Raw genomic sequence first — 17950 nt, 5'->3', positions numbered from 1 at the left:
GGCTTTACACCTCACGTTACTCGGCATTCTCACTTTGCCATCGGATATATTCAAAAGCGCTGCGGCAGTCATTACAGTAATATTGCCTGACCAGCTGCGCGGTACCAAAGCGGGATAACAGCACGACATTCGTCGAATTGCAAAAGGAACAATGCGGTTGTTGTTCATCTTTAGACGGCATCGGATTCAGCCCTTTGTATCTGCAAACTGGCAAGCTTCGACTGAAATGGATCCGTAAGGTTGACGCCGGCCTTGAGGTAGCCCTCTTCCACTAATGCAGCGGAATCTTCTAATGATTTCAGCCATGACCGAACTTCCGTTGTTACCTTTTTTATACTTTCGTCTATTTTTCGTGGAACTGCTCCTTGGTCGTTCAAAAGCTGCTCTACCCAACCTCGGGAGTATATAATGTGCTCTTTTTGTTCCTTCAGCAGCTTGTTGATGCGGTTAACCACATCGGCATGGCGTCCATCCAGCATCGCTTTGAGCGCAAGCTCAAGCCCAACATTCACCACATACAAAGACCCGATTAAGTCAATCCAGCTATTCACGGCAACCACCGATGCAAAGGCTTTACCTGTTTGCCGTTCGATTTCCTGTTTCTTGGTTCCTTTCAAATCGAATGCCCAGTTATACAGCAGCCTTGCGTGTCCGAGCTCCCCTTGAGCCATCGCAATCATGGAAAGCGTCGCTTCAAGATCCGGCCCGCTGACTCCGATCTCGACCAGCAAGTCTCCCAAAACATATTTATTATCCGCTATCGTTTCGATAGTTTCGATAAATAAGGTCAAGCCGACTGTTTTGTCACCCATGGCGCACTGCTCCTTCTTTAACGAATAACCCCTCCGGCTGGATTACCCACTTGATGTTATCCCTGCGGATGATGCACATTTCAACCCAATCTTCCTCGTCATAGATGTAACCCGCGTATACCTTGGCTAATTCTTCCGTCGGGGCTTCAACCGTTCCGACATGGATCAGGTTGTCGCCTCTTTTGATACGCGTATACACTTCATATTCATAACGGTTCCCTGCTTGGCTCATCGGGCGCTGACCCCCCATTTTTTCATTCTTTCCCGCGCTTCCGGGCTTAAGCGATCAACGGTCCATGGCGGATTCCATACGACATTGATTTGCACTTCCTGCACGCCCGGCTCTTGCAGCAGCCTTTTTTTAATATCCGCTTCAATCCATTCCATACAGGCGCAGGAAACGGCCGTGTACGTCATGGTCACGGAGATAACCGCATCCGTTTCTTCAATCTCGTAAATAAGCCCCATATCAACGACGCTAACGGGAAATTCGGGATCCATAACCTCCTTCAACGCTTCCCAATAACGCTTGACTTCCTGCTTCACGTCCTGCATGTTATCCCACCTCTTTACGAAGCGCCGCCATCTTGTGGGCACCTTCCTGGATACGTGCTACGAACTCCACATTTTGCGGGCCTCTCTTTTTGAATCTTTCAATGACGCCGTTCCATGTATCCGGTTGGTCCAGCAGCCATTTTTTGTTCTCAATATCAAATTTACAAGGGAATGGAACCGTGATCTCGTACTTTTGCGTTTTCTCGTCCAACCGGGCCGGCACCTTAACCCCAATCGATTCACAGAAGGGAACTGCGGTTGAAAGCCATTTTTGCCTAAGCTCATCGTTCGATCTGCCTTTGAGTCTGTAATCCAGCTGCGCCGAGCGGCTTTTCAGTTCATCCGCTACACCGAAGAACTCCAGTCCCATCAAGAACATCCAATCCACCGCTTCCTGCACTTGTTTGCTGGTTTCCGGATTATCCATAGCCGCCTTCATAATGATTTCCCCGTTGCGAAGGTGGAACAGTTCCTCTTTATCCACTTTGACCAACGCTCGCTTCCATGGGCCGTAGGACGTAAATTCGTGCGCATCTCCAAGGAGCGTGTAACCTGCGCGGTCGAACAGGGAATTAAAGACACCCAATTCAATCCAGTTTGACAGCTTGAAATCAAAAGCGTATGGATTTTTCCATTTATTCGCCGGCCGTTCGTAAAGCAGCTCATTCACATCAACGCCAAGATCCTTTAATAAACGATAAGCGATGTGTGCATGGCCGATTTCATCCTGCATAATAGCCAGTGCCGTAATTTTGTTATTCAGCGTAGGCGCTTGTTTGTAAACGGTTAACAAAGGAGGTACGCTAAGCAGTTCCGTATCGCCGACGATCATCAGCGTTTGCTTCAAAGCTTTGAGATATTCCTCATCCATATCCTCTATCCGTTCGACCATGAATCCCGCATTGACCTTTTCTTTTAACAATGTAGATTGCTGCATGCTTGTCACCTCATTACGTTTTTTTGTTTTTCGTTTGTTTAACGTAATAATATAATATTGTTTTTTTGCTGTCAAGATGATTTTGGCCAATAAAAAAATCCCCTTAAATAAGGCTTCACGCTTACTTAAGAGGATTTTTGCTCATAATACCAGATGCCGTTTCTCTGCATCTTTTGAATACGGTCGTGCGATTCTAAATAATCCAACATGCCGATAATTTCGGACATGACGGGAGCAAAGACGGTTACATATTTGGTTGGATAATAGCTTTGAGCAAGCTCATAGGCCGTTGATCCGCCACTTTGAATCATGCTTCGTATTTTCTCTGCTTTTTGCCCCATTCGGGTTAATCTCATGTCAATTAGATCCTTGGAGTCACGAATAAGTTCCCCATGCCCCGGGAATACGGTATCCATGTCTAGGAACAAACATTTTTTTAAAGAATGGGCGTATTCTACCAAGGTAAGCTTCCGGTTTCCTTCCAGATCGGGCTCAATAAATGCATTGCTGGAAATATGCCTCAGCAGATGATCCCCGGCAAACAACAATTTTCTTTGTGCATCCCAAAAAGCAATGTGATCTGGAGCATGTCCGGGAACCTCCATCACCTGAAAACCTCCGATATCATCGGAATCAGAGAGTGAAGTGATTTCCGTAACGATTTTGAATTGATCATTGCGGCGCCTGGCCTCTTGAAGCTTAAGAATATGCTGCTCCCCTGCCGCACCGCAGCCCATCTCGCGATACAACTGGTCAAAGAAACGAATGCGCATGGACAAAAATTCGGGATCTCTCGTTAATCGGGGAATCGACTCCTGATGAGCGTAAACCGGCATCTGCCTAAGCGTCGTTATCCGGTTAATCAATCCGATATGATCCTGATGGTTATGAGTGATCCATATTTGTGAAAGATCGCTAAGGGAATAACCGTTGTTCGTCAATGTCAGCATGAACGCATCCCAGCATTCATCGGTATCAATACCCGCATCGATTAACGTGAGAGCACCGTTCGCTTCTAGTAAATACATATTCACATCTCCAACGTCATAAGGCGTCGGAACCGTGATAGGATATACTGTGCTTCCGTTTTTTTCTATTTTATTCATGGGTTATATACTTCCTTTACATTCACTCTGTTTAGAGCATAGCACAACTTACTCCACCGCACTAAATTCAGATAACTTATGAAGTATTTCCGCATGCTCCGCTAAATCGGCAGTCGTCTTGGCAATCTCCACAATTCCATCCAGCTGTTCGGATGCTCAAGTGAACGGCGCCCTACGTACCTGTTTCCGATTAGTGGCTCATGCCTAAATACTTCAGCTTCACCTCTTCATTCTGCTTCAAATCATCAGGAGTTCCGTCGAACACGACTTCCCCCTTGCACATGACATACACCCAATCGGCAACATGTAAAGCCATGGAAATATTTTGCTCAACCATCAGCATAGAAAGGCCTTCCTGCTTCAGCATGGAGATAATGTTCTCGACTTCCTGTACCATCAACGGCGACAGCCCCTCCGATGGTTCATCCAACAGCAATAAATCAGGATTAGTCATTAACGCACGGCCGATGGTCAGCATTTGCTGCTCACCTCCGCTTAGGTTTCCTCCCATAGAGGACGCCCGTTCCTTCAGACGGGGGAACAGCTCGTAAATTTTGTCTAATGTCCAACCTCTTTTGGAGCTGTTCCGGGCGGCGATGAGCAGATTTTCCTTCACCGTAAGATTAGGAAACACCCCCCTCCCCTGCGGTACTAAACCGATTCCCAGCTGAGCTACCCGATAAGAAGGCAGCTTCTGAATTTCGTTTCCTTGAAACCAGATTTTCCCTTGCCTTGGAGGAGTGAAGCCGATAATGGAGCGGATGGTCGTCGTTTTCCCCATACCGTTGCGGCCCAGCAGTACAGATAGCGAGCCTTTTTTGACGTTCACGGAAACACCCTGCAGCACATGGCTGTCCCCATAATAAGAATGGATATTTTCTACCTGCAGCATCTCACGCCCCCTCCTTTCCAAAATAAATTTCGTATACTCTAGGGTCCGTCTTAATCATCTGAGGATCGCCTTCCAGCAGAATGCCGCCGTTATACAATACCGAAACGCGGTCAGCCAGCCCGAACACAACCTCCATATCATGCTCGATGATCAGCAAAGTCAGGTCTCTGGGCATATTTTGAAGCAGCTTCAGAATATGCTGTGTTTCCGTATTGGACATGCCTGCGGTCGGTTCATCGAGCAGCAATACCTTGGGCTCCGTCGCAATGCCCAGCACAATCTCCACTTGCCTTTGCTCTCCGTAGGACAGCTTCTTGACCAAGGTGTCCTTCCGGTCAGCAAGCCCCCAGGTGTCCAGAAGCTGCTCAGCCCGGTTATACAGCTCAGGGAATTGTCCGGTAGTTCTTCGGCGAAGCCATACATGATGAAGCCCAAACTTCACCTGCAAAACCAGCAGCAGGTTATCCAGAACGGACAGCTCTTGCAGCAGGTTGCTTTTTTGAAAAGTCCTTACCATGCCTTTTCTGACCCGTTGATGGTTAGGTACCCGTGAAATATTCTCATTGAAATAGTAAATATTCCCGCTTGATGCAGCTAAATCTCCGGCAATCATGTTGAACAGCGTTGATTTCCCGGCCCCGTTCGGCCCGATGAACGCACGCCTTTCGCCTTGACTAACCTCGAAGGAAATATCCTTCAAAATCTCCAGACCGCCAAAGCGCTTGCCTATCCCTTCCACACGCAAAGCAGGGTCCTCCACTATGAAATGAGCTTCATTTCTCATCTTGAATCACCCCATTCATCCTGACTTTCAACTCTTTCTCTTTCTCCTTTGTCTGTCCCTTATTGGCGATTTTCCGGGTTCTCCACAAGGACCCGATACTGACAATTCCCTTCGGGATGAAAATGACGAATAGGATGAACGTAATGCCAACAATGAGCATCCATAAATCCGTATATGAGCTGACAAACGTCTCGAGGATGACGATGAACGCCGCTCCCAGCACAGGACCGATCAACGTTCCGGCTCCACCGACCAGGACCATAATGAGAACTTCTCCGGACATCGTCCAATAAATATCTTTTGGGGAAATAAATCCGTTGAAAAAGGCATAGAGGCTTCCCGCCAATCCCCCTATTCCTCCTGCGAGAATGAAGGAAATATTTTTGTAGATCGTCGTGTTGTAGCCCATCACTCTGACCCGGGTTTCATTCTCCCTGATCCCCACAAAAATTTGGCCAAGTGGTGATTGCAAAATCACTCTCAAACCGATGAAAACGATCGTAAAAATAACCAGGATAAAGAAATAAAATGCGATCGGGCTATCCAGAACCCCATTGGCCCACAGAGAAGGCTTTGGGATACCGGATAATCCGTTATCCCCTTTGGTTAGGCTGCTCCATCGATAAACAAGCGCGTAAAACATTTGTGAAAAAGCGAGGGTGAGCATCAAAAAATAAAATCCGTTGACCCGATTGCAGAAGAAACCGATAATACAGGCCATAATCAACGATAGAACGATCCCCGCAAACAAAGTGACGAATACATTCGAAGTATAATGAATCGCAATCAGACTTGAGGTATACGCTCCGACGCCGAAAAATGCCGCATGACCGAGCGATACCAGCCCCGTGTAACCTACTAAGATATTTAAGCTGAGCGCAAAAATACCCAAAATTAATATTTCGACCAAAATGCTGAGAAAATAGTTGGTTAATCCAAATGGAACGATGCACAGTACAAGCAGAAGGCCTAAATAAGCAATCGACTTCGTGTTCAATCCTGCCATCAATGCACCTGCTTTCCTAACATTCCGGTAGGCTTTACTACCAGAACGAGGGCCATCAGGCCAAAAATAATTAACAAACTCAACTGCGGGAACATGACCTTACCGAACGTTTCAACAACTCCGACGATCAAGCCGGCAAGCAAGGTCCCAGTAATGGAGCCGAGTCCGCCTACCACCAGAATGACAAGCGCAAGGATGAGCACCTCGAATTCCATCCCCAGATAGAGCCCAAGGATCGGACCTGCGGCCACACCGCCCAGTCCCGCCAGCAAGCCTCCGATCGCGAAGACGACGGAAAATACGATTTTAATGTTAATCCCAAGCCCGCTGACCATTTCCCGATTGCTTAAGCCTGCGCGAATAATCGCTCCCCACCTGGTTTTTTCCTGCAGATACCACATGACGGCAGCAAGCAGCAGACCGAAGCCCATGATCAGTAAGCGATAGAGAGGGAACGTCTGACCGAACAATTCGACAGAGCCGCTTAACCATGGGGGAAGCGGCAAGGATTTGACGTTTGCGCCCCAGATTAACCGCACGAGATCGTGAAGAATATATGCTACTCCGAAGGTCAGAAGCACTTGTGACAGGTGCCCTAGCTTATAGGTTGGGCGCAATAGACAAATTTCAAGCAAAAAGCTTATCACGGCGACGAATATCGGAGCCAGAAACAGCGCATAAATAAAGTTTGGGGCAATATGCTGGGTAATGCTAAGGGCCATATAGGCCCCTATCATGTAGAGCGAACCATGGGCCAAATTCAATACGCCCATGATTCCAAAAATTAACGATAATCCGCTTGTGATCATGAAAAGGAGCAACCCATATGACAACCCGTTGACCAGCTGTATAGCTATAATATCCAAGACAATCCCTCTCCTTCATGGGAAGCGGGCCAACAAGGCCTCCCCGTCACTTCCCTGGATCTTTAATTTCCCCGATCGTCTCTACAACCTTGTTCTCCGTCTTGCCATTCTGTACTTCCGTCTTGATCAGGTATAACGTTTGAATAACATGATGCGTCTCCTGATCGAATTTGATCGGCCCGCGCGGACTTGTGAATTGAACCTTACCGATGGCTTGAGAAACTTTTTGCCTGTCGGACGTGTCGCCGTCCAAGCTTTTCAAGGCTTCGACAATGACACGTGCGGCGTCATACCCTTCTACCGATTCGATACTTGGACGCGCATTGTACTTCTTCTCATAAGCCGTAACGAACGCTTTGTTCTCCGGCGTATCGAGATGATAATCCCAGAACATCGTGCTGATGATTCCTTCCGGAGAATTGCCTTGTTCAGGTCGAATGTCCTCCGCATTCAGCCATCCGGAGCCGATCAGCGGAATTTGTCCTTTTAAACCGTACTGCTCATACTGTTTGACAAAACGTACGGCGTCGGCTCCTGCGAAGAAAGCATAGACGGCTTCCGGTTTTTTACCTTTGATTTGCGTTAAATAAGAAGCGTAGTCATTGGAGCCAAGAGGCGGATACACTTCGCCTACAATTTCACCGCCTGCAGCCGTGAACGCTTCTTTGAAAGCACCCGCTACCTCTTTACCAAAGGCATAATCGGCAGCGGTTACATAAATCTTTTTGGCTATGTGATCATATGCATATTTCCCCATCGAGTTGCCGATTTGCCAGGAGCTGAACGAGGAACGCCAGATGTAATCGCTGCGTTTGGTTCTGGTTAAGTCATTACCGCCTGCATGAGAAACAAGAAAAGGCAGCTTCTTGCTGTCGACTTCATCGCGCAAGGCATAAGCAACGGCCGTACTTACCGGACCGGTCAAAATGTCGATATTGTCTTTTTCCACCAGCTTGCGCAGTTTGCGCAGCGCACCTTGCGGATCATTCTCTTCATCTTCTTTAATGAGTGTAATTTTTCGTCCTCCGGCTTCCCAATTCACACTTTCAAAATATAGCTCCATACCTCGGGTCAGATTCTCCCCCAACGAAGCGTAAACACCCGAATAAGGCAAAATAGCTCCTACTTTTACTGACTCCTTACCGTTTGCGGGAGAAGTTGAAGCATCACCTTCAGCGGGGGTACTGCTTCCGCCTGTAGTTCCTGATGACTGACCACATGCAGTAACAAATGCCAAACACAAAGCCAAAGCAATCATAAAACTCCCTTTTAATTTTCTCATCCTTGATCACCTCTATATTTTTATAAAATATGGAACTCGGAAGGAAAAAAATCTAGTTGCAATGGGATATGATTAGAAACATTTAGTTTTGATTGCTTTGAGTGTAGATCCAGATTTGACCGTCTTGGCTTTTATTCAGCTTTCCTTGAAACGTAAGACACTCCAGATGAGCTAAAGTCTCCGCCATGGCAAACCGCCACTGGTGCGGCGATAGCTCTTTATGCCGGAATACATCGGAAGCCACTTCATATGCGGTCCTCCCTTGCTTTGCGAGCACCCGCATCTGCTCTAACCGTTGTTCGTGATGCTCCAACAATTCCGTTACCCGCTGGGGAACGTTATCGATCAGCTTGCCGTGCGCAGGGAGCGCCAGGGAAATATCGAGCGCCGCCGTTTGCTGCAGCGATTGAACATAATCCTGTAAGGGATTAGGCCGGCCTCCTGGCCACAAGCTGATATTCGGCGTAATTTTATCCAAAATATGATCCCCGGCCAGCAGCAGCCGGCTCTCTGGTTGATACAAGCAACGATGCCCGTCACTGTGTCCCGGTGTCGGGATCACCTGCCACAGCTCATCGCCGAGCCTTACCTCAGTCATCGTTAACGGCCTGAGCTCAGGCAGGGGCAGCACGTGATTGTGGAGCTTCAACATATGTTCAACGATTTGCTCCGCTAATAGATCAGGTACGCCATTGTCTTTGGCCATCCGCCCGACAAGCTGCGCTTGAACGTCGTCGTTTCTCCACGCTCTATCCACCATCGCCATATCCGGTTCACTGATGTAGACCGGTGCGCCGGTCAATTCCTGCATCCATCCCGCAAGTCCAAAATGATCCGGATGAAAATGTGTGAGGTAAATCACCTTTATATCTCTGGGCTGAAGCTTCAGCTCGGTAAATGCCTGCTTCCATGCCTCCTGTGCGGCCTGATCGTTAAACCCCACATCGATCATGACCACCCCCTGCTTATCCACGGCCAGGTAGCAATAGATGTACTTCATCGGAAAAGGAACCGGAATCGGTATTCGGAATAAATTGTTTCTAATCTGCTCCATCTTAAGCGCGCCTCCCTATTTGTTGTGCCAAACGGGCTGCCGCTTCTCCAAAAACGCTTTCAGACCTTCTTGCGCGTCTGCGGATTGAACCAGTTCCCTTAAATAAATGTGTTCCACTGGCTTGATTGCAGAGGCAAATGAAGTGGACATGGCTTCGCGGACCGCTTTACGCGTTAAACGTAAAGCCAGAGCGCTTTTGGCACGCAATTGCGTCAGCAGCTTCTCCAGCGCGTCGTCAAGCTCGTTAGGGGGAACGACACGGTTGACAAGCCCCCACTCATAAGCTTGGGCTGCGCTAATGCTCTCGCCCGTCAACAAAAGCTCCATCGTTCTGTTGTAGCTGGTCATCCACGGGAAGGTAACGATGGATACGGGAGGGAACAGCGCCAGGTGAATTTCCGGCTGACCGAATTTGGCTCGTTCGCTTGCCAGCACGATATCGCAGAACGTAGCCAGCTCGCAGCCCCCTCCCAGCGCTGCGCCGTCGACCACGGCAATCGTCGGGCAAGGCACGTCGACGAGACAGTGAAACATACGGTGAAACAAATGAATCATCGGCTCTGTTTTATCGCCCATATGATCTTCCACCGCAACCCCTGCGGAAAACACTTTTCCTTCCGCACGAATGACTAGCGCATTCAAGTGTTCGTTGCCGTGTAATGAGGAAAGAGCGTGAACAATTTCCTCCATCATTTCCATATGCATCACATTCACTGGGGCTCTTCGTAATACAAGAGTGGCAACCTTCTCTTCGGACGAGAAGCCGATCCATTGATATTCGCTCATGGTTTACACCCTTTCTGTTGCCAGCGCTGCAGCCGGTTTAATGACCCCGCCGGCTTTCACGTCATAAAGACCTAGAGGAATTAATCGCAGCCCGGGGAGGAAGTCGCATGTCAGGAACAGAAGCGTGTACAAGATGTCATGGAAGGGAAATCCTCTTCGCTTCAGCTCGGAGAGCAGCAGCTCCTGATACTCCACCGCCTTGTGAAACTCAGGGTCAGTGGTCATCATTCCGGCTAGCGGAAGCGGTATCTCCACAATGATTTCTCCACGATCTACAATGACAATCCCGCCGCCCATTTCATGGACTCGTGCGGCCGCTTTAGCCATCGCCTCTGCATCTCTGCCGATGACAAGCAATTGCGTCGTCGTATTATACGTGGAAGCCATCCCATCGAGCTCTACCGCAAATCGTTCCATAATCCCTTTGGTCACCCATCGTCCTTCCCTGTCAATCAGATTAGCCATCACCAGCCCCGACTGTCCTGACAGGTCGGCATACCCGTTCACTACGGGAAGCTCTGTATCTTTTTTCTTGGTTATGACATTGCTTTGAAAATAAATGACCGGTACAGGCTCCTCCGAAGAAGTATGAGGATAACGGTACAAGTCCGGCTGCTGCAGGAATGATCGTTCTATGGAGAACGCCGGTTTATCCACATATTTCATCCAATCGATGACCGGAGGAGATACAAGCAGCTGTCCTTCCGATGCTACGACTCTACCTGCGGAGATCACTAGCTCCGGACGAAAATCAACCAGGTTCGGCAGGATCAGCACGTCTGCCCTACGCGCAGGGGCGATTCCGCCAAGCTCTTGGTCCAAGCCGAGGAAGGTTGCCGGGTTGATCGTGGCCATTTGCAGCGCCTGCATAGGAGCCAATCCAAGCTCTACCGCCGATCTCAGCAATCCATCGACGGAGCCCTGTTCCTCGATAAAAGCGGGGTGCGGTCCATCCGTCGTCAGCAAAATTCGATTCGTGCTCACTTTATGCTCTGTAACCAGCTTCATAATCTCCGGAAAATCCGGACGCAGCGAGCTGTTGCGAAGTGTCGTCCACATACCTAAACGCAGCCGATCCAGTGCTTCTTCCGCTGTAATCGCTTCGTGGCAGGAACTGATTCCGGCGGCTACGATCGAGTTCAATTTTTCATAGGAACAGCCGGCCGTATGTCCATCGGAAATTTTACCAAGACGTTTGGCATATTCGATCGAATCGATTACAAACGGATCACCCTTATACAAGAGCGGCCAACGGGTTACCTCCGCCGTACCGACGACTTCTTCGAGATCAAGCAGAGAACGGATGTCCTTGGAGTTAAACTCCTTCCGTTCTTCAGCGTATTCCGCCTGCGAGACAAGGCGTACGACCCATAAGCTGTTTCCCGGTAAATCACGGAGGTCCTGCAGCATGGCTCTAAACCCTCGTGCTCCCATGTAAAGATAAAAAAACAGATTGTCATTTACAATCGTAGTTGTCCCGAGTGAAAGCGATTTCATCATATGACTGATTGGGTTGTATACAACCCAAGGATGTGCGTGCGGTTCGATAAAGCCTGGTGATACATACTTTCCCTGGGCATGAATGACCTTGGTATGCTCCCCAATAGCCGCTTCACTATTCCCGATATAGGCGATACGGTCCTTGTAGATGGCCACATGCTGCGGCAGAAACTCGCCTGAGTACACATTGATCACCGTGCCGCCCTTGATGAACAGATCAGCAGGGCGGCGACCTTGTGCAACTTCAATTAATTCAACTCTCCTTGCATGTGATTTCAAAGCAAGCTCCTCCTCGCTTTTATATTCAACCTATGGTTAAATATATATTTCTGCGAATGGATTGATTGCCTTCTCCCGTTTAGCCTGAAGTTCCCGGTCCGGGGCTTGCTCAAACAGGCTTTCAAAGTATTTAACCGAAAGCGTCGAGAGCAGCTGGTGCATGTTCCAAAACAAATCCCTCGCTTCGTTCCCGTTCCAATCATGGGGCAGAAGATCCTGGGGAAAGCCTGGATCATTAAATAGGAATTTTCTGTAATAATGAACAAGGTATGTTCGCTCTACAAAAGCCTCCAGATTGGTCAAAGAATCGTTCCAAACGCGTTCTTTCAACAGCTCGTACTTCGGTCTGTACGTCTCAATGAACGTATTGTAATCTTCTTGAATGCTGTTCAAATTCCAGCCTTTATCTATAATGTACTGTTGGTCATGAGACAATAAAGAACTGGAGCTAAAGAGCATGGCATATTCCTTTAATCCGTAAGTCTCAATCATTTCCAATATCTGTCTTTCCAAGGGGTTAGGGCTAACCCATGTGCTGTTGGAAATCATTCCGAATCCCGTCCAGCTTAACTCCTTGCGGACCTGGTTTCTCAGGTCGCGTTTTTCTTCTGGCATGGAATACGTTAATATTCTCCAGAAGCCGTCCCATTTGTGGCTCTTGATTGAGTACACCCTTCTAACGCCATCCTCGATTCGGCGCTTTCCTTTGTCAGTCAAGCTGTAATAGCTCTTATTCCCTACTCTTCTCACCTGAAAAAGATCCTGCTGCACCATGCGCAGCGTAGCGCCGCGGACGGACGATTCAGAAATTCCGAATTCAGCCATCATTCGGATCAGACTTCCGATCCAAACTTCCCCACCGTAATATTGAATAAAGTCACCGTACAATGTAAACATCAGTGATCTGGGTTTCATGCTTTTTCCGTTCTCCTTCTATAGTTTATATAGTTAATCACTGATACTAGATTATGCCAGTTTCCAGAAAATATCAAGATTACAGCGGTCGCGGCCGGATTCTTTATCTAGCTGATTCTAAGCTTGAATCGCTGGATTTTCCCGGATGCCGTCTTAGGCAGTTCATCGATGAACTCAACCATTCTTGGATATTTGTAGGGAGCCAGTTCTTTTTTCAAAAACTCCTTCAGATCATGCTTTAAGCTGTCCGACGGGGCCACCCCTGCTTTTAACACCACATAAGCTTTGGGCTGAACTAAGTTGCTATCCAGCTTCGCGCCGACCACGGCGACCTCCAGCACCGCTTCATGACGGATTAAAGCATTTTCAACTTCGATAGGGGATACCCAGATGCCGCCGACTTTAATCATGTCATCGGAACGTCCGCAGTACCAAAAGTAGCCCTCTTCATCCATGTAATACTTATCACCGGTATGAAACCATTCTCCGTTAAATTTTTTCAAATTTTCCTCGTGAAGGTTCCAATACGCGCTTGAGATACTTTCCCCTTTAATAAGGAGATCGCCCGTTTCACCCGCAGGTAAAGGCATACCCAGTTCATTCACAATTTTGGCCTCATAACCGGGAACGATTTTGCCCGTGCTTCCATCCCGTATATCTCCTGCCCTATTGGAAATATAGATATGGAGCGCTTCTGTAGATCCGATCCCGTCAAGAATATCGACTCCGAACAACTGCTTCCACTTTTGAATGAATTGGGCTGGTAAAGCTTCGCCTGCAGATACGCAAAGCCTGAGAGAAGACAGATCGTACGTTTGGCCGGAACGCTCGATCAAATCAATCATTGAGCCGTACAGCGTAGGTACTCCAAAAAAGATGGTCGGCTTATACTTCTCAATGGTTTCCAGCACCGTCTCCGGTTTCGGACGCTCACGCAATAATACGGTCGACGCTCCCGCACCGAACGGAAAATACATCCCATTGCCTAAACCGTAGGCAAAAAAGAGCTTTGAAGCCGAAAACGTAATGTCGTCTTCCCTGATTTGGAGAACCTGTTTGGCGTAGGCATCATATGCGCACTCCATATCATGCTGCAAATGGATTACGCCTTTAGGCTTCCCCGTACTTCCTGAGCTATAAAGCCAGAATGCCGAATCGCTTGGCCCCGTTTGGACTGCTTCCAACTGAGGGGAAGCCGCCTGGATCCACTCATGATAATCAATCACGCCGGTATCGTTGACAGCGCTGTCATGAATCACAACGACATGCTTCAGATAAATAAACCGGTCCCGCAAGCTGCGGATATTGTGCCAAAGATCCTCATGAATCACAAGCACCTTCGCTCTGCTGTTATTTAAAAAATACTCATAATCGGCAGCCGACATGATCGTGTTTACCGGAATAGGAACCGCTCCGATCTTAATTGCGCCATAGAATGCGGCGATAATCTCTGGAGTATCATGGCATACTAATAACACACGATTCTCCATTTCGACCGAAAGCTCTCTGAACCCATTTCCTGCTTTATTAACAGAATCCTGCAGCTGCTTGTAGGTCATGTACTGATCCTTATAATAAACGGCTACCTTGTCACCTAATCCATTGCTCACATTGTCATCGATAAAACGGGTAGCCGCGTTATAGCAAGAACCGACTCCACGCAATTCCATCGTTACATCACACCTTCTTATTCAGGGTTACTCAACGCATGATTGAAGGAATAACGACAATATCAGCAAATAGCTGCAGCGGATATCGTCGTCTCTATAGTTCCCAGCCTTATGAATAACAGCGGTTTTACAAATTACAGACCTTTCCAGTCCGGATTACGTTTTTCCAAGAAAGCGCTTAAACCTTCTTTAGCATCTTCAGAACGGAAAAGCAGATTCTGCAGCTCGCCTTCATATCGAATCGCCACGTTGAGCGGCATCTCTTTACCGTTCATGATGGAAAGCTTGATGTTCGAAGCCGAGTAGGATGCGCTGTTGACGATATTTCTGGCATATTCAAGCACTTTTTCACGTGTTTGTTCCTGCGGGAACACATCATTGACCAGGCCAATTTCGAGCGCTTCCTGAGGTGTAATCGTTTTGCCGGTGATATTCATGTCCAGCGCGCGGGAGAAACCGATCAGACGAGCCAAGCGCTGTGTTCCGCCGGTTCCGGCGAGCACTCCGAGTGTAATTTCAGGAAGGCCGATTTTGCCTGCTTGATCTCCCATGAATCGAAGGTCGCAGCCAAGCGCCATCTCCAGACCGCCGCCAACCGTATGTCCCTCGAGACAAGCAATAAAAATTTGCGGGGAGCGGGCCATTTTATCCAATGTCTCGTTACAGAACAAACAGAATTGCGTTTTGAAGCGAGGCTCAGCCGCCTTCAGGAAGTTGATGTCAGCACCTGCAGAGAAGAACTTCGGCACATCGCTCATGAGAATGGCAACTTTGATCGAAGAATCAAAACGAATATCATCGATTGCCGCATTTAGCTCTTTATAGAAGTCTAGGCTGTAGGAGTTCGTTTTGTTGACGTGCAGATGAATTTCTGCGATCCCATTTTCTTTTTTGAGTGTCAGTGCGCTTTCTTTGTTCACAGTTACGGATGTCATGTTTATAATCCTCCTCTGTATTACGTTTTTTAAACTTACGTACACAAGACATAATTTACAAAATTGTTTGAAAATTATCAAATTTAGATTTGGTTCATTTTCGCCTAAAATCCCAATAAAATCACTCATATTCTTTATAATACTTAATTTTACACTAATATTATGTTTTTTTATCGTCAGATTATAGTTCGTATAGTAATTACGAAACATAATCTCATTTGAAATCGCTTTCAAAATAGGTTTCAAACTGTGATTTTACCGTGAATCCTGCGTATTTCTTCCCGTAGACGCTAACTACTCGCTGAGCCTCATTCATTCACAAAATGATATTGCGTTTTATTTCCAAACGTTATATTATCATAATATATATTATGTAATCGATTCTACTATATCGTTAGAGATTGTTGAGAAATCATCAGATGGTTTAGTTATTTCTTCTTCACCTCCGGTTTTCCCTCCTTTCCGGACGTGGATGGATTTAAAAAACCAAAGGATTTCAGGAATATAACCCTGGCTTCACCTTGGTTTTTATTGCAATCGTTTTTCGCTTAATAACTTCCAACCCCTAAAGGAAAACCGTCTTTATAATCGCCTTGATCATATAGCTTAACAGGCATTTCTCCTTCATAGATGATCGCTATTTTGCTATAATTTAATCCCTTTTTTGCTGCTTTTTCCGATGACGCCAGATCATCAAAACGACCAATGTGCAGACAAGCCGCCGACTGATCATACAGTTTCACCACAAACATGACATACCTCCAAATGTATTATTGAAAAATGTGCTTCTACTCTAGCGATCTGCGGCAGGGAATAACGGCACGACTTCCTCGCCTAACTCGTCGATGACTTCAGCTGCAGGACGCTTTCCATATTTCAAATTGAATATCACATGATTCACACCGGCAGCTTTCAAATTCTCAATATATCGGATCAGGCCTTTGCGTCCGATTCTAAACCCTAAATGGATACTACTCGCCGCTTCATCCGGATCCTCAGCCAAATCAATATATAGGGACTGAGCAAACGGCTTGAATCCGTCCAGATGAGCACGCCAATCTCGAATCAGACTCGTTTGATAAAACAGATTACGAGGGTAATACAGCCATCCATCTGCGTTCTCCGCAATCCATTCCATCGACTGGCCGCTATGCCCGGTTACGAGAACCGGAATATCGCGTAAATCCGGCTTCGGTAAAAGATCACCACTGACCATATGAACCCCAGGAGATTGGATGACAGGAAAATCCTGTTTCCATACGTTCTTAATAACCGATAATGCTTCTCGAAATAATTCCCCTCTTTGGTCAAAATTAACTGAAAAACTCGGAAATTCTATAGGCCGATCCCCTGTGGCAGCCCCAAGTACCAGTCGTCCGCCGGATATTTTGTCGATGGAAGCAGCGGCTTTAGCAACATGTAAAGGATGCCGTAGGGTTACGATGATGCTGCCCGTGGCAAGTGAAATCTTTTCCGTATGGGCCGCGAGATAACCGAGATATACCCATGGATCGTATATTTGTCCTACATCTCCAAAGTTGAGGTCATATAATGGAACATCACGCACGAATAATGAACCAAAATTCAATTGCTCCGCTTTCTTTGCCAGCTTGACCTGTTCCTCCAGATTCATCAGAGGAATACTTCCTTCATACGACTCCAAAGGAAAAAACAGGCCTAACGTTAAATGGTGCTCTTTAAACATGCGTCTATAGCCTTGATGCTGACCAAAATCATTCATTTGCTCATAATTTCCTTCCATATGCAAAGTAATCATAAAGCATTTTTTACCAAAATACTGGACAATAGGTAAGATACCCCGCCCTACATCCTATTATGTAGCCTCCTCCTTGGAAAAAAGGATAGCAATTCTATCATGAAAAGTAAATGGGCTCACTAGACCCTTTTTCTTGTTAATTACGATATAGACAGTATAAGTTATATAGGGTTATATTGTAGCTTGAGAGGGTGTTTATAAAGATGAAAATCGGATTAGTAAGGCATTTTAAAGTGAAGAAAGATTACCCCGCGAACAGGCTCGTCTCGACAGATGAGGTGATGCAATGGTTTAAAGAGTATGATGAAGCACAAGTTGAAAAAGGGCAAACAGATCTTGCCGGCATCGAATGGAGCCGCTGCTTTTCAAGCGACTTATCCCGAGCGTTGTTTACGGCTAAAACGATATATGATGGACAAGTTGATTCCTTTCCGGAGCTGAGGGAAATACCTGCCCCTCGTTTTAAGCTAAGAATGAAGCTTCCGTTCTTATGGTGGGCCATTCTTATCCGTGTTTCATGGATCGCCAATCGTCAAACCCGCTTGGATTTGAAGCATGCAGAAACGCGGGTCAAGCTATTTTTGGATGAGGTTGTGTTTCAAAGTCAGGAGAACGTTCTCATTGTAAGTCATGCCGGCTTAATGATGAGTATGAGAAAGGAACTGATGAGAAGAGGATTCCATGGACCCCGATATAAAATTCCCGACAATGGTAAGCTCTATGTGTTTGAAAAATAATACATGTTCGGCATCAAATTTCCGTTTACAGATTCCATGTCGACGGGACTTCCATAT

The 17950-nt window shown here is 47.0% G+C and carries 20 protein-coding genes; 1 reads left to right on the top strand and 19 read right to left on the bottom strand.

Features of this window, described 5'->3' with window-relative positions; all coding sequences use genetic code 11:
• Window positions 1-16 precede the first annotated feature (16 nt).
• From JOE45_RS24295 to JOE45_RS20810, 19 genes are all read right to left on the bottom strand, one after another.
• Window positions 17-181, bottom strand: a complete 165-nt coding sequence (locus tag JOE45_RS24295; protein ID WP_461479715.1) for a PaaD-like zinc ribbon domain-containing protein — start codon at window positions 179-181, stop codon at window positions 17-19.
• Window positions 171-812, bottom strand: coding sequence for a Phenylacetic acid catabolic protein (locus JOE45_RS20895; RefSeq protein ID WP_210022538.1), 642 nt, complete (start codon window positions 810-812; stop codon window positions 171-173). Before JOE45_RS20895 ends, JOE45_RS24295 begins: the two co-directional genes overlap by 11 nt.
• On the bottom strand, window positions 805-1044 hold the full coding sequence (locus tag JOE45_RS20890; protein ID WP_210022539.1) for a hypothetical protein: 240 nt from the start codon (window positions 1042-1044) through the stop codon (window positions 805-807). The genes JOE45_RS20895 and JOE45_RS20890 overlap by 8 nt, the downstream gene beginning before the upstream one ends.
• On the bottom strand, window positions 1041-1367 hold the full coding sequence (locus JOE45_RS20885) for a metal-sulfur cluster assembly factor (RefSeq protein ID WP_210022540.1): 327 nt from the start codon (window positions 1365-1367) through the stop codon (window positions 1041-1043). Before JOE45_RS20885 ends, JOE45_RS20890 begins: the two co-directional genes overlap by 4 nt.
• Window position 1368: 1 nt before the next feature.
• On the bottom strand, window positions 1369-2304 hold the full coding sequence (locus JOE45_RS20880; protein WP_210023539.1) for a Phenylacetic acid catabolic protein: 936 nt from the start codon (window positions 2302-2304) through the stop codon (window positions 1369-1371).
• A gap of 125 nt (window positions 2305-2429) precedes the next feature.
• Window positions 2430-3410: an MBL fold metallo-hydrolase gene (locus JOE45_RS20875; RefSeq protein ID WP_210022541.1), complete on the bottom strand. Its 981-nt coding sequence runs from the start codon at window positions 3408-3410 to the stop codon at window positions 2430-2432.
• Between the two features lie 190 nt (window positions 3411-3600).
• Window positions 3601-4302 carry an ABC transporter ATP-binding protein gene (locus tag JOE45_RS20870; protein ID WP_210022542.1) on the bottom strand — a complete coding sequence of 234 codons (702 nt, stop codon included), beginning with the start codon at window positions 4300-4302 and terminating at the stop codon, window positions 3601-3603.
• A gap of 1 nt (window position 4303) precedes the next feature.
• On the bottom strand, window positions 4304-5086 hold the full coding sequence (locus JOE45_RS20865) for an ABC transporter ATP-binding protein (protein WP_210022543.1): 783 nt from the start codon (window positions 5084-5086) through the stop codon (window positions 4304-4306).
• The gene (locus JOE45_RS20860) at window positions 5076-6092 is read right to left on the bottom strand and encodes a branched-chain amino acid ABC transporter permease (protein ID WP_210022544.1); all 1017 of its coding nucleotides are present in this window, start codon (window positions 6090-6092) and stop codon (window positions 5076-5078) included. Before JOE45_RS20860 ends, JOE45_RS20865 begins: the two co-directional genes overlap by 11 nt.
• Window positions 6092-6958 (bottom strand): branched-chain amino acid ABC transporter permease, encoded by an 867-nt coding sequence (locus tag JOE45_RS20855; protein WP_210022545.1) that lies wholly within the window; start codon window positions 6956-6958, stop codon window positions 6092-6094. The genes JOE45_RS20860 and JOE45_RS20855 overlap by 1 nt, the downstream gene beginning before the upstream one ends.
• A gap of 46 nt (window positions 6959-7004) precedes the next feature.
• On the bottom strand, window positions 7005-8240 hold the full coding sequence (locus JOE45_RS20850) for an ABC transporter substrate-binding protein (protein WP_210022546.1): 1236 nt from the start codon (window positions 8238-8240) through the stop codon (window positions 7005-7007).
• 82 nt (window positions 8241-8322) lie between these two features.
• A complete protein-coding gene (locus tag JOE45_RS20845; RefSeq protein ID WP_210022547.1) occupies window positions 8323-9294 on the bottom strand; it encodes an MBL fold metallo-hydrolase in 972 nt (323 codons plus the stop codon).
• Between the two features lie 15 nt (window positions 9295-9309).
• Window positions 9310-10080 (bottom strand): enoyl-CoA hydratase/isomerase family protein, encoded by a 771-nt coding sequence (locus JOE45_RS20840; RefSeq protein WP_210022548.1) that lies wholly within the window; start codon window positions 10078-10080, stop codon window positions 9310-9312.
• Window positions 10081-10083: 3 nt separating this feature from the next.
• Window positions 10084-11859, bottom strand: coding sequence for an adenine deaminase C-terminal domain-containing protein (locus tag JOE45_RS20835; protein WP_210022549.1), 1776 nt, complete (start codon window positions 11857-11859; stop codon window positions 10084-10086).
• A gap of 36 nt (window positions 11860-11895) precedes the next feature.
• Window positions 11896-12774: a phenylacetic acid degradation operon negative regulatory protein PaaX gene (paaX, locus tag JOE45_RS20830; protein ID WP_210022550.1), complete on the bottom strand. Its 879-nt coding sequence runs from the start codon at window positions 12772-12774 to the stop codon at window positions 11896-11898.
• Between the two features lie 107 nt (window positions 12775-12881).
• Entirely contained in the window at window positions 12882-14444 is a 1563-nt protein-coding gene (locus JOE45_RS20825; protein WP_210022551.1) for a benzoate-CoA ligase family protein, read from the bottom strand.
• Between the two features lie 134 nt (window positions 14445-14578).
• Window positions 14579-15379, bottom strand: a complete 801-nt coding sequence (locus tag JOE45_RS20820) for an enoyl-CoA hydratase/isomerase family protein (RefSeq protein ID WP_210022552.1) — start codon at window positions 15377-15379, stop codon at window positions 14579-14581.
• Between the two features lie 548 nt (window positions 15380-15927).
• Window positions 15928-16131, bottom strand: coding sequence for a hypothetical protein (locus JOE45_RS20815; RefSeq protein ID WP_210022553.1), 204 nt, complete (start codon window positions 16129-16131; stop codon window positions 15928-15930).
• Window positions 16132-16172: 41 nt separating this feature from the next.
• A complete protein-coding gene (locus JOE45_RS20810; protein ID WP_210022554.1) occupies window positions 16173-17120 on the bottom strand; it encodes an LLM class oxidoreductase in 948 nt (315 codons plus the stop codon).
• A gap of 239 nt (window positions 17121-17359) precedes the next feature.
• Here JOE45_RS20810 and JOE45_RS20805 point away from each other — a divergent pair, with 239 nt between their 5' ends.
• Window positions 17360-17893, top strand: a complete 534-nt coding sequence (locus tag JOE45_RS20805) for a histidine phosphatase family protein (protein WP_210022555.1) — start codon at window positions 17360-17362, stop codon at window positions 17891-17893.
• Window positions 17894-17950: the final 57 nt, after the last annotated feature.

It is taken from the genome of Paenibacillus sp. PvR098, assembly GCF_017833255.1.
Classification (GTDB): Bacteria; Bacillota; Bacilli; order Paenibacillales; family NBRC-103111; genus Paenibacillus_G.
Note: the sequence above shows the minus strand (reverse complement) of the source record. Positions and strands in the feature narration are given on the sequence as shown.

What these genes read in the sequence shown, in the direction of transcription:
- JOE45_RS24295 (WP_461479715.1), bottom strand. Translation starts at nt 181, where the DNA reads ATGCCGTCTAAAGATGAACAACAACCGCATTGTTCCTTTTGCAATTCG.
- JOE45_RS20895 (WP_210022538.1), bottom strand. Translation starts at nt 812, where the DNA reads ATGGGTGACAAAACAGTCGGCTTGACCTTATTTATCGAAACTATCGAA.
- JOE45_RS20890 (WP_210022539.1), bottom strand. Translation starts at nt 1,044, where the DNA reads ATGAGCCAAGCAGGGAACCGTTATGAATATGAAGTGTATACGCGTATC.
- JOE45_RS20885 (WP_210022540.1), bottom strand. Translation starts at nt 1,367, where the DNA reads ATGCAGGACGTGAAGCAGGAAGTCAAGCGTTATTGGGAAGCGTTGAAG.
- JOE45_RS20880 (WP_210023539.1), bottom strand. Translation starts at nt 2,304, where the DNA reads ATGCAGCAATCTACATTGTTAAAAGAAAAGGTCAATGCGGGATTCATG.
- JOE45_RS20875 (WP_210022541.1), bottom strand. Translation starts at nt 3,410, where the DNA reads ATGAATAAAATAGAAAAAAACGGAAGCACAGTATATCCTATCACGGTT.
- JOE45_RS20870 (WP_210022542.1), bottom strand. Translation starts at nt 4,302, where the DNA reads ATGCTGCAGGTAGAAAATATCCATTCTTATTATGGGGACAGCCATGTG.
- JOE45_RS20865 (WP_210022543.1), bottom strand. Translation starts at nt 5,086, where the DNA reads ATGAGAAATGAAGCTCATTTCATAGTGGAGGACCCTGCTTTGCGTGTG.
- JOE45_RS20860 (WP_210022544.1), bottom strand. Translation starts at nt 6,092, where the DNA reads ATGGCAGGATTGAACACGAAGTCGATTGCTTATTTAGGCCTTCTGCTT.
- JOE45_RS20850 (WP_210022546.1), bottom strand. Translation starts at nt 8,240, where the DNA reads ATGAGAAAATTAAAAGGGAGTTTTATGATTGCTTTGGCTTTGTGTTTG.
- JOE45_RS20845 (WP_210022547.1), bottom strand. Translation starts at nt 9,294, where the DNA reads ATGGAGCAGATTAGAAACAATTTATTCCGAATACCGATTCCGGTTCCT.
- JOE45_RS20840 (WP_210022548.1), bottom strand. Translation starts at nt 10,080, where the DNA reads ATGAGCGAATATCAATGGATCGGCTTCTCGTCCGAAGAGAAGGTTGCC.
- paaX (WP_210022550.1), bottom strand. Translation starts at nt 12,774, where the DNA reads ATGAAACCCAGATCACTGATGTTTACATTGTACGGTGACTTTATTCAA.
- JOE45_RS20825 (WP_210022551.1), bottom strand. Translation starts at nt 14,444, where the DNA reads ATGGAATTGCGTGGAGTCGGTTCTTGCTATAACGCGGCTACCCGTTTT.
- JOE45_RS20820 (WP_210022552.1), bottom strand. Translation starts at nt 15,379, where the DNA reads ATGACATCCGTAACTGTGAACAAAGAAAGCGCACTGACACTCAAAAAA.
- JOE45_RS20815 (WP_210022553.1), bottom strand. Translation starts at nt 16,131, where the DNA reads ATGTTTGTGGTGAAACTGTATGATCAGTCGGCGGCTTGTCTGCACATT.
- JOE45_RS20810 (WP_210022554.1), bottom strand. Translation starts at nt 17,120, where the DNA reads ATGAATGATTTTGGTCAGCATCAAGGCTATAGACGCATGTTTAAAGAG.
- JOE45_RS20805 (WP_210022555.1), top strand. Translation starts at nt 17,360, where the DNA reads ATGAAAATCGGATTAGTAAGGCATTTTAAAGTGAAGAAAGATTACCCC.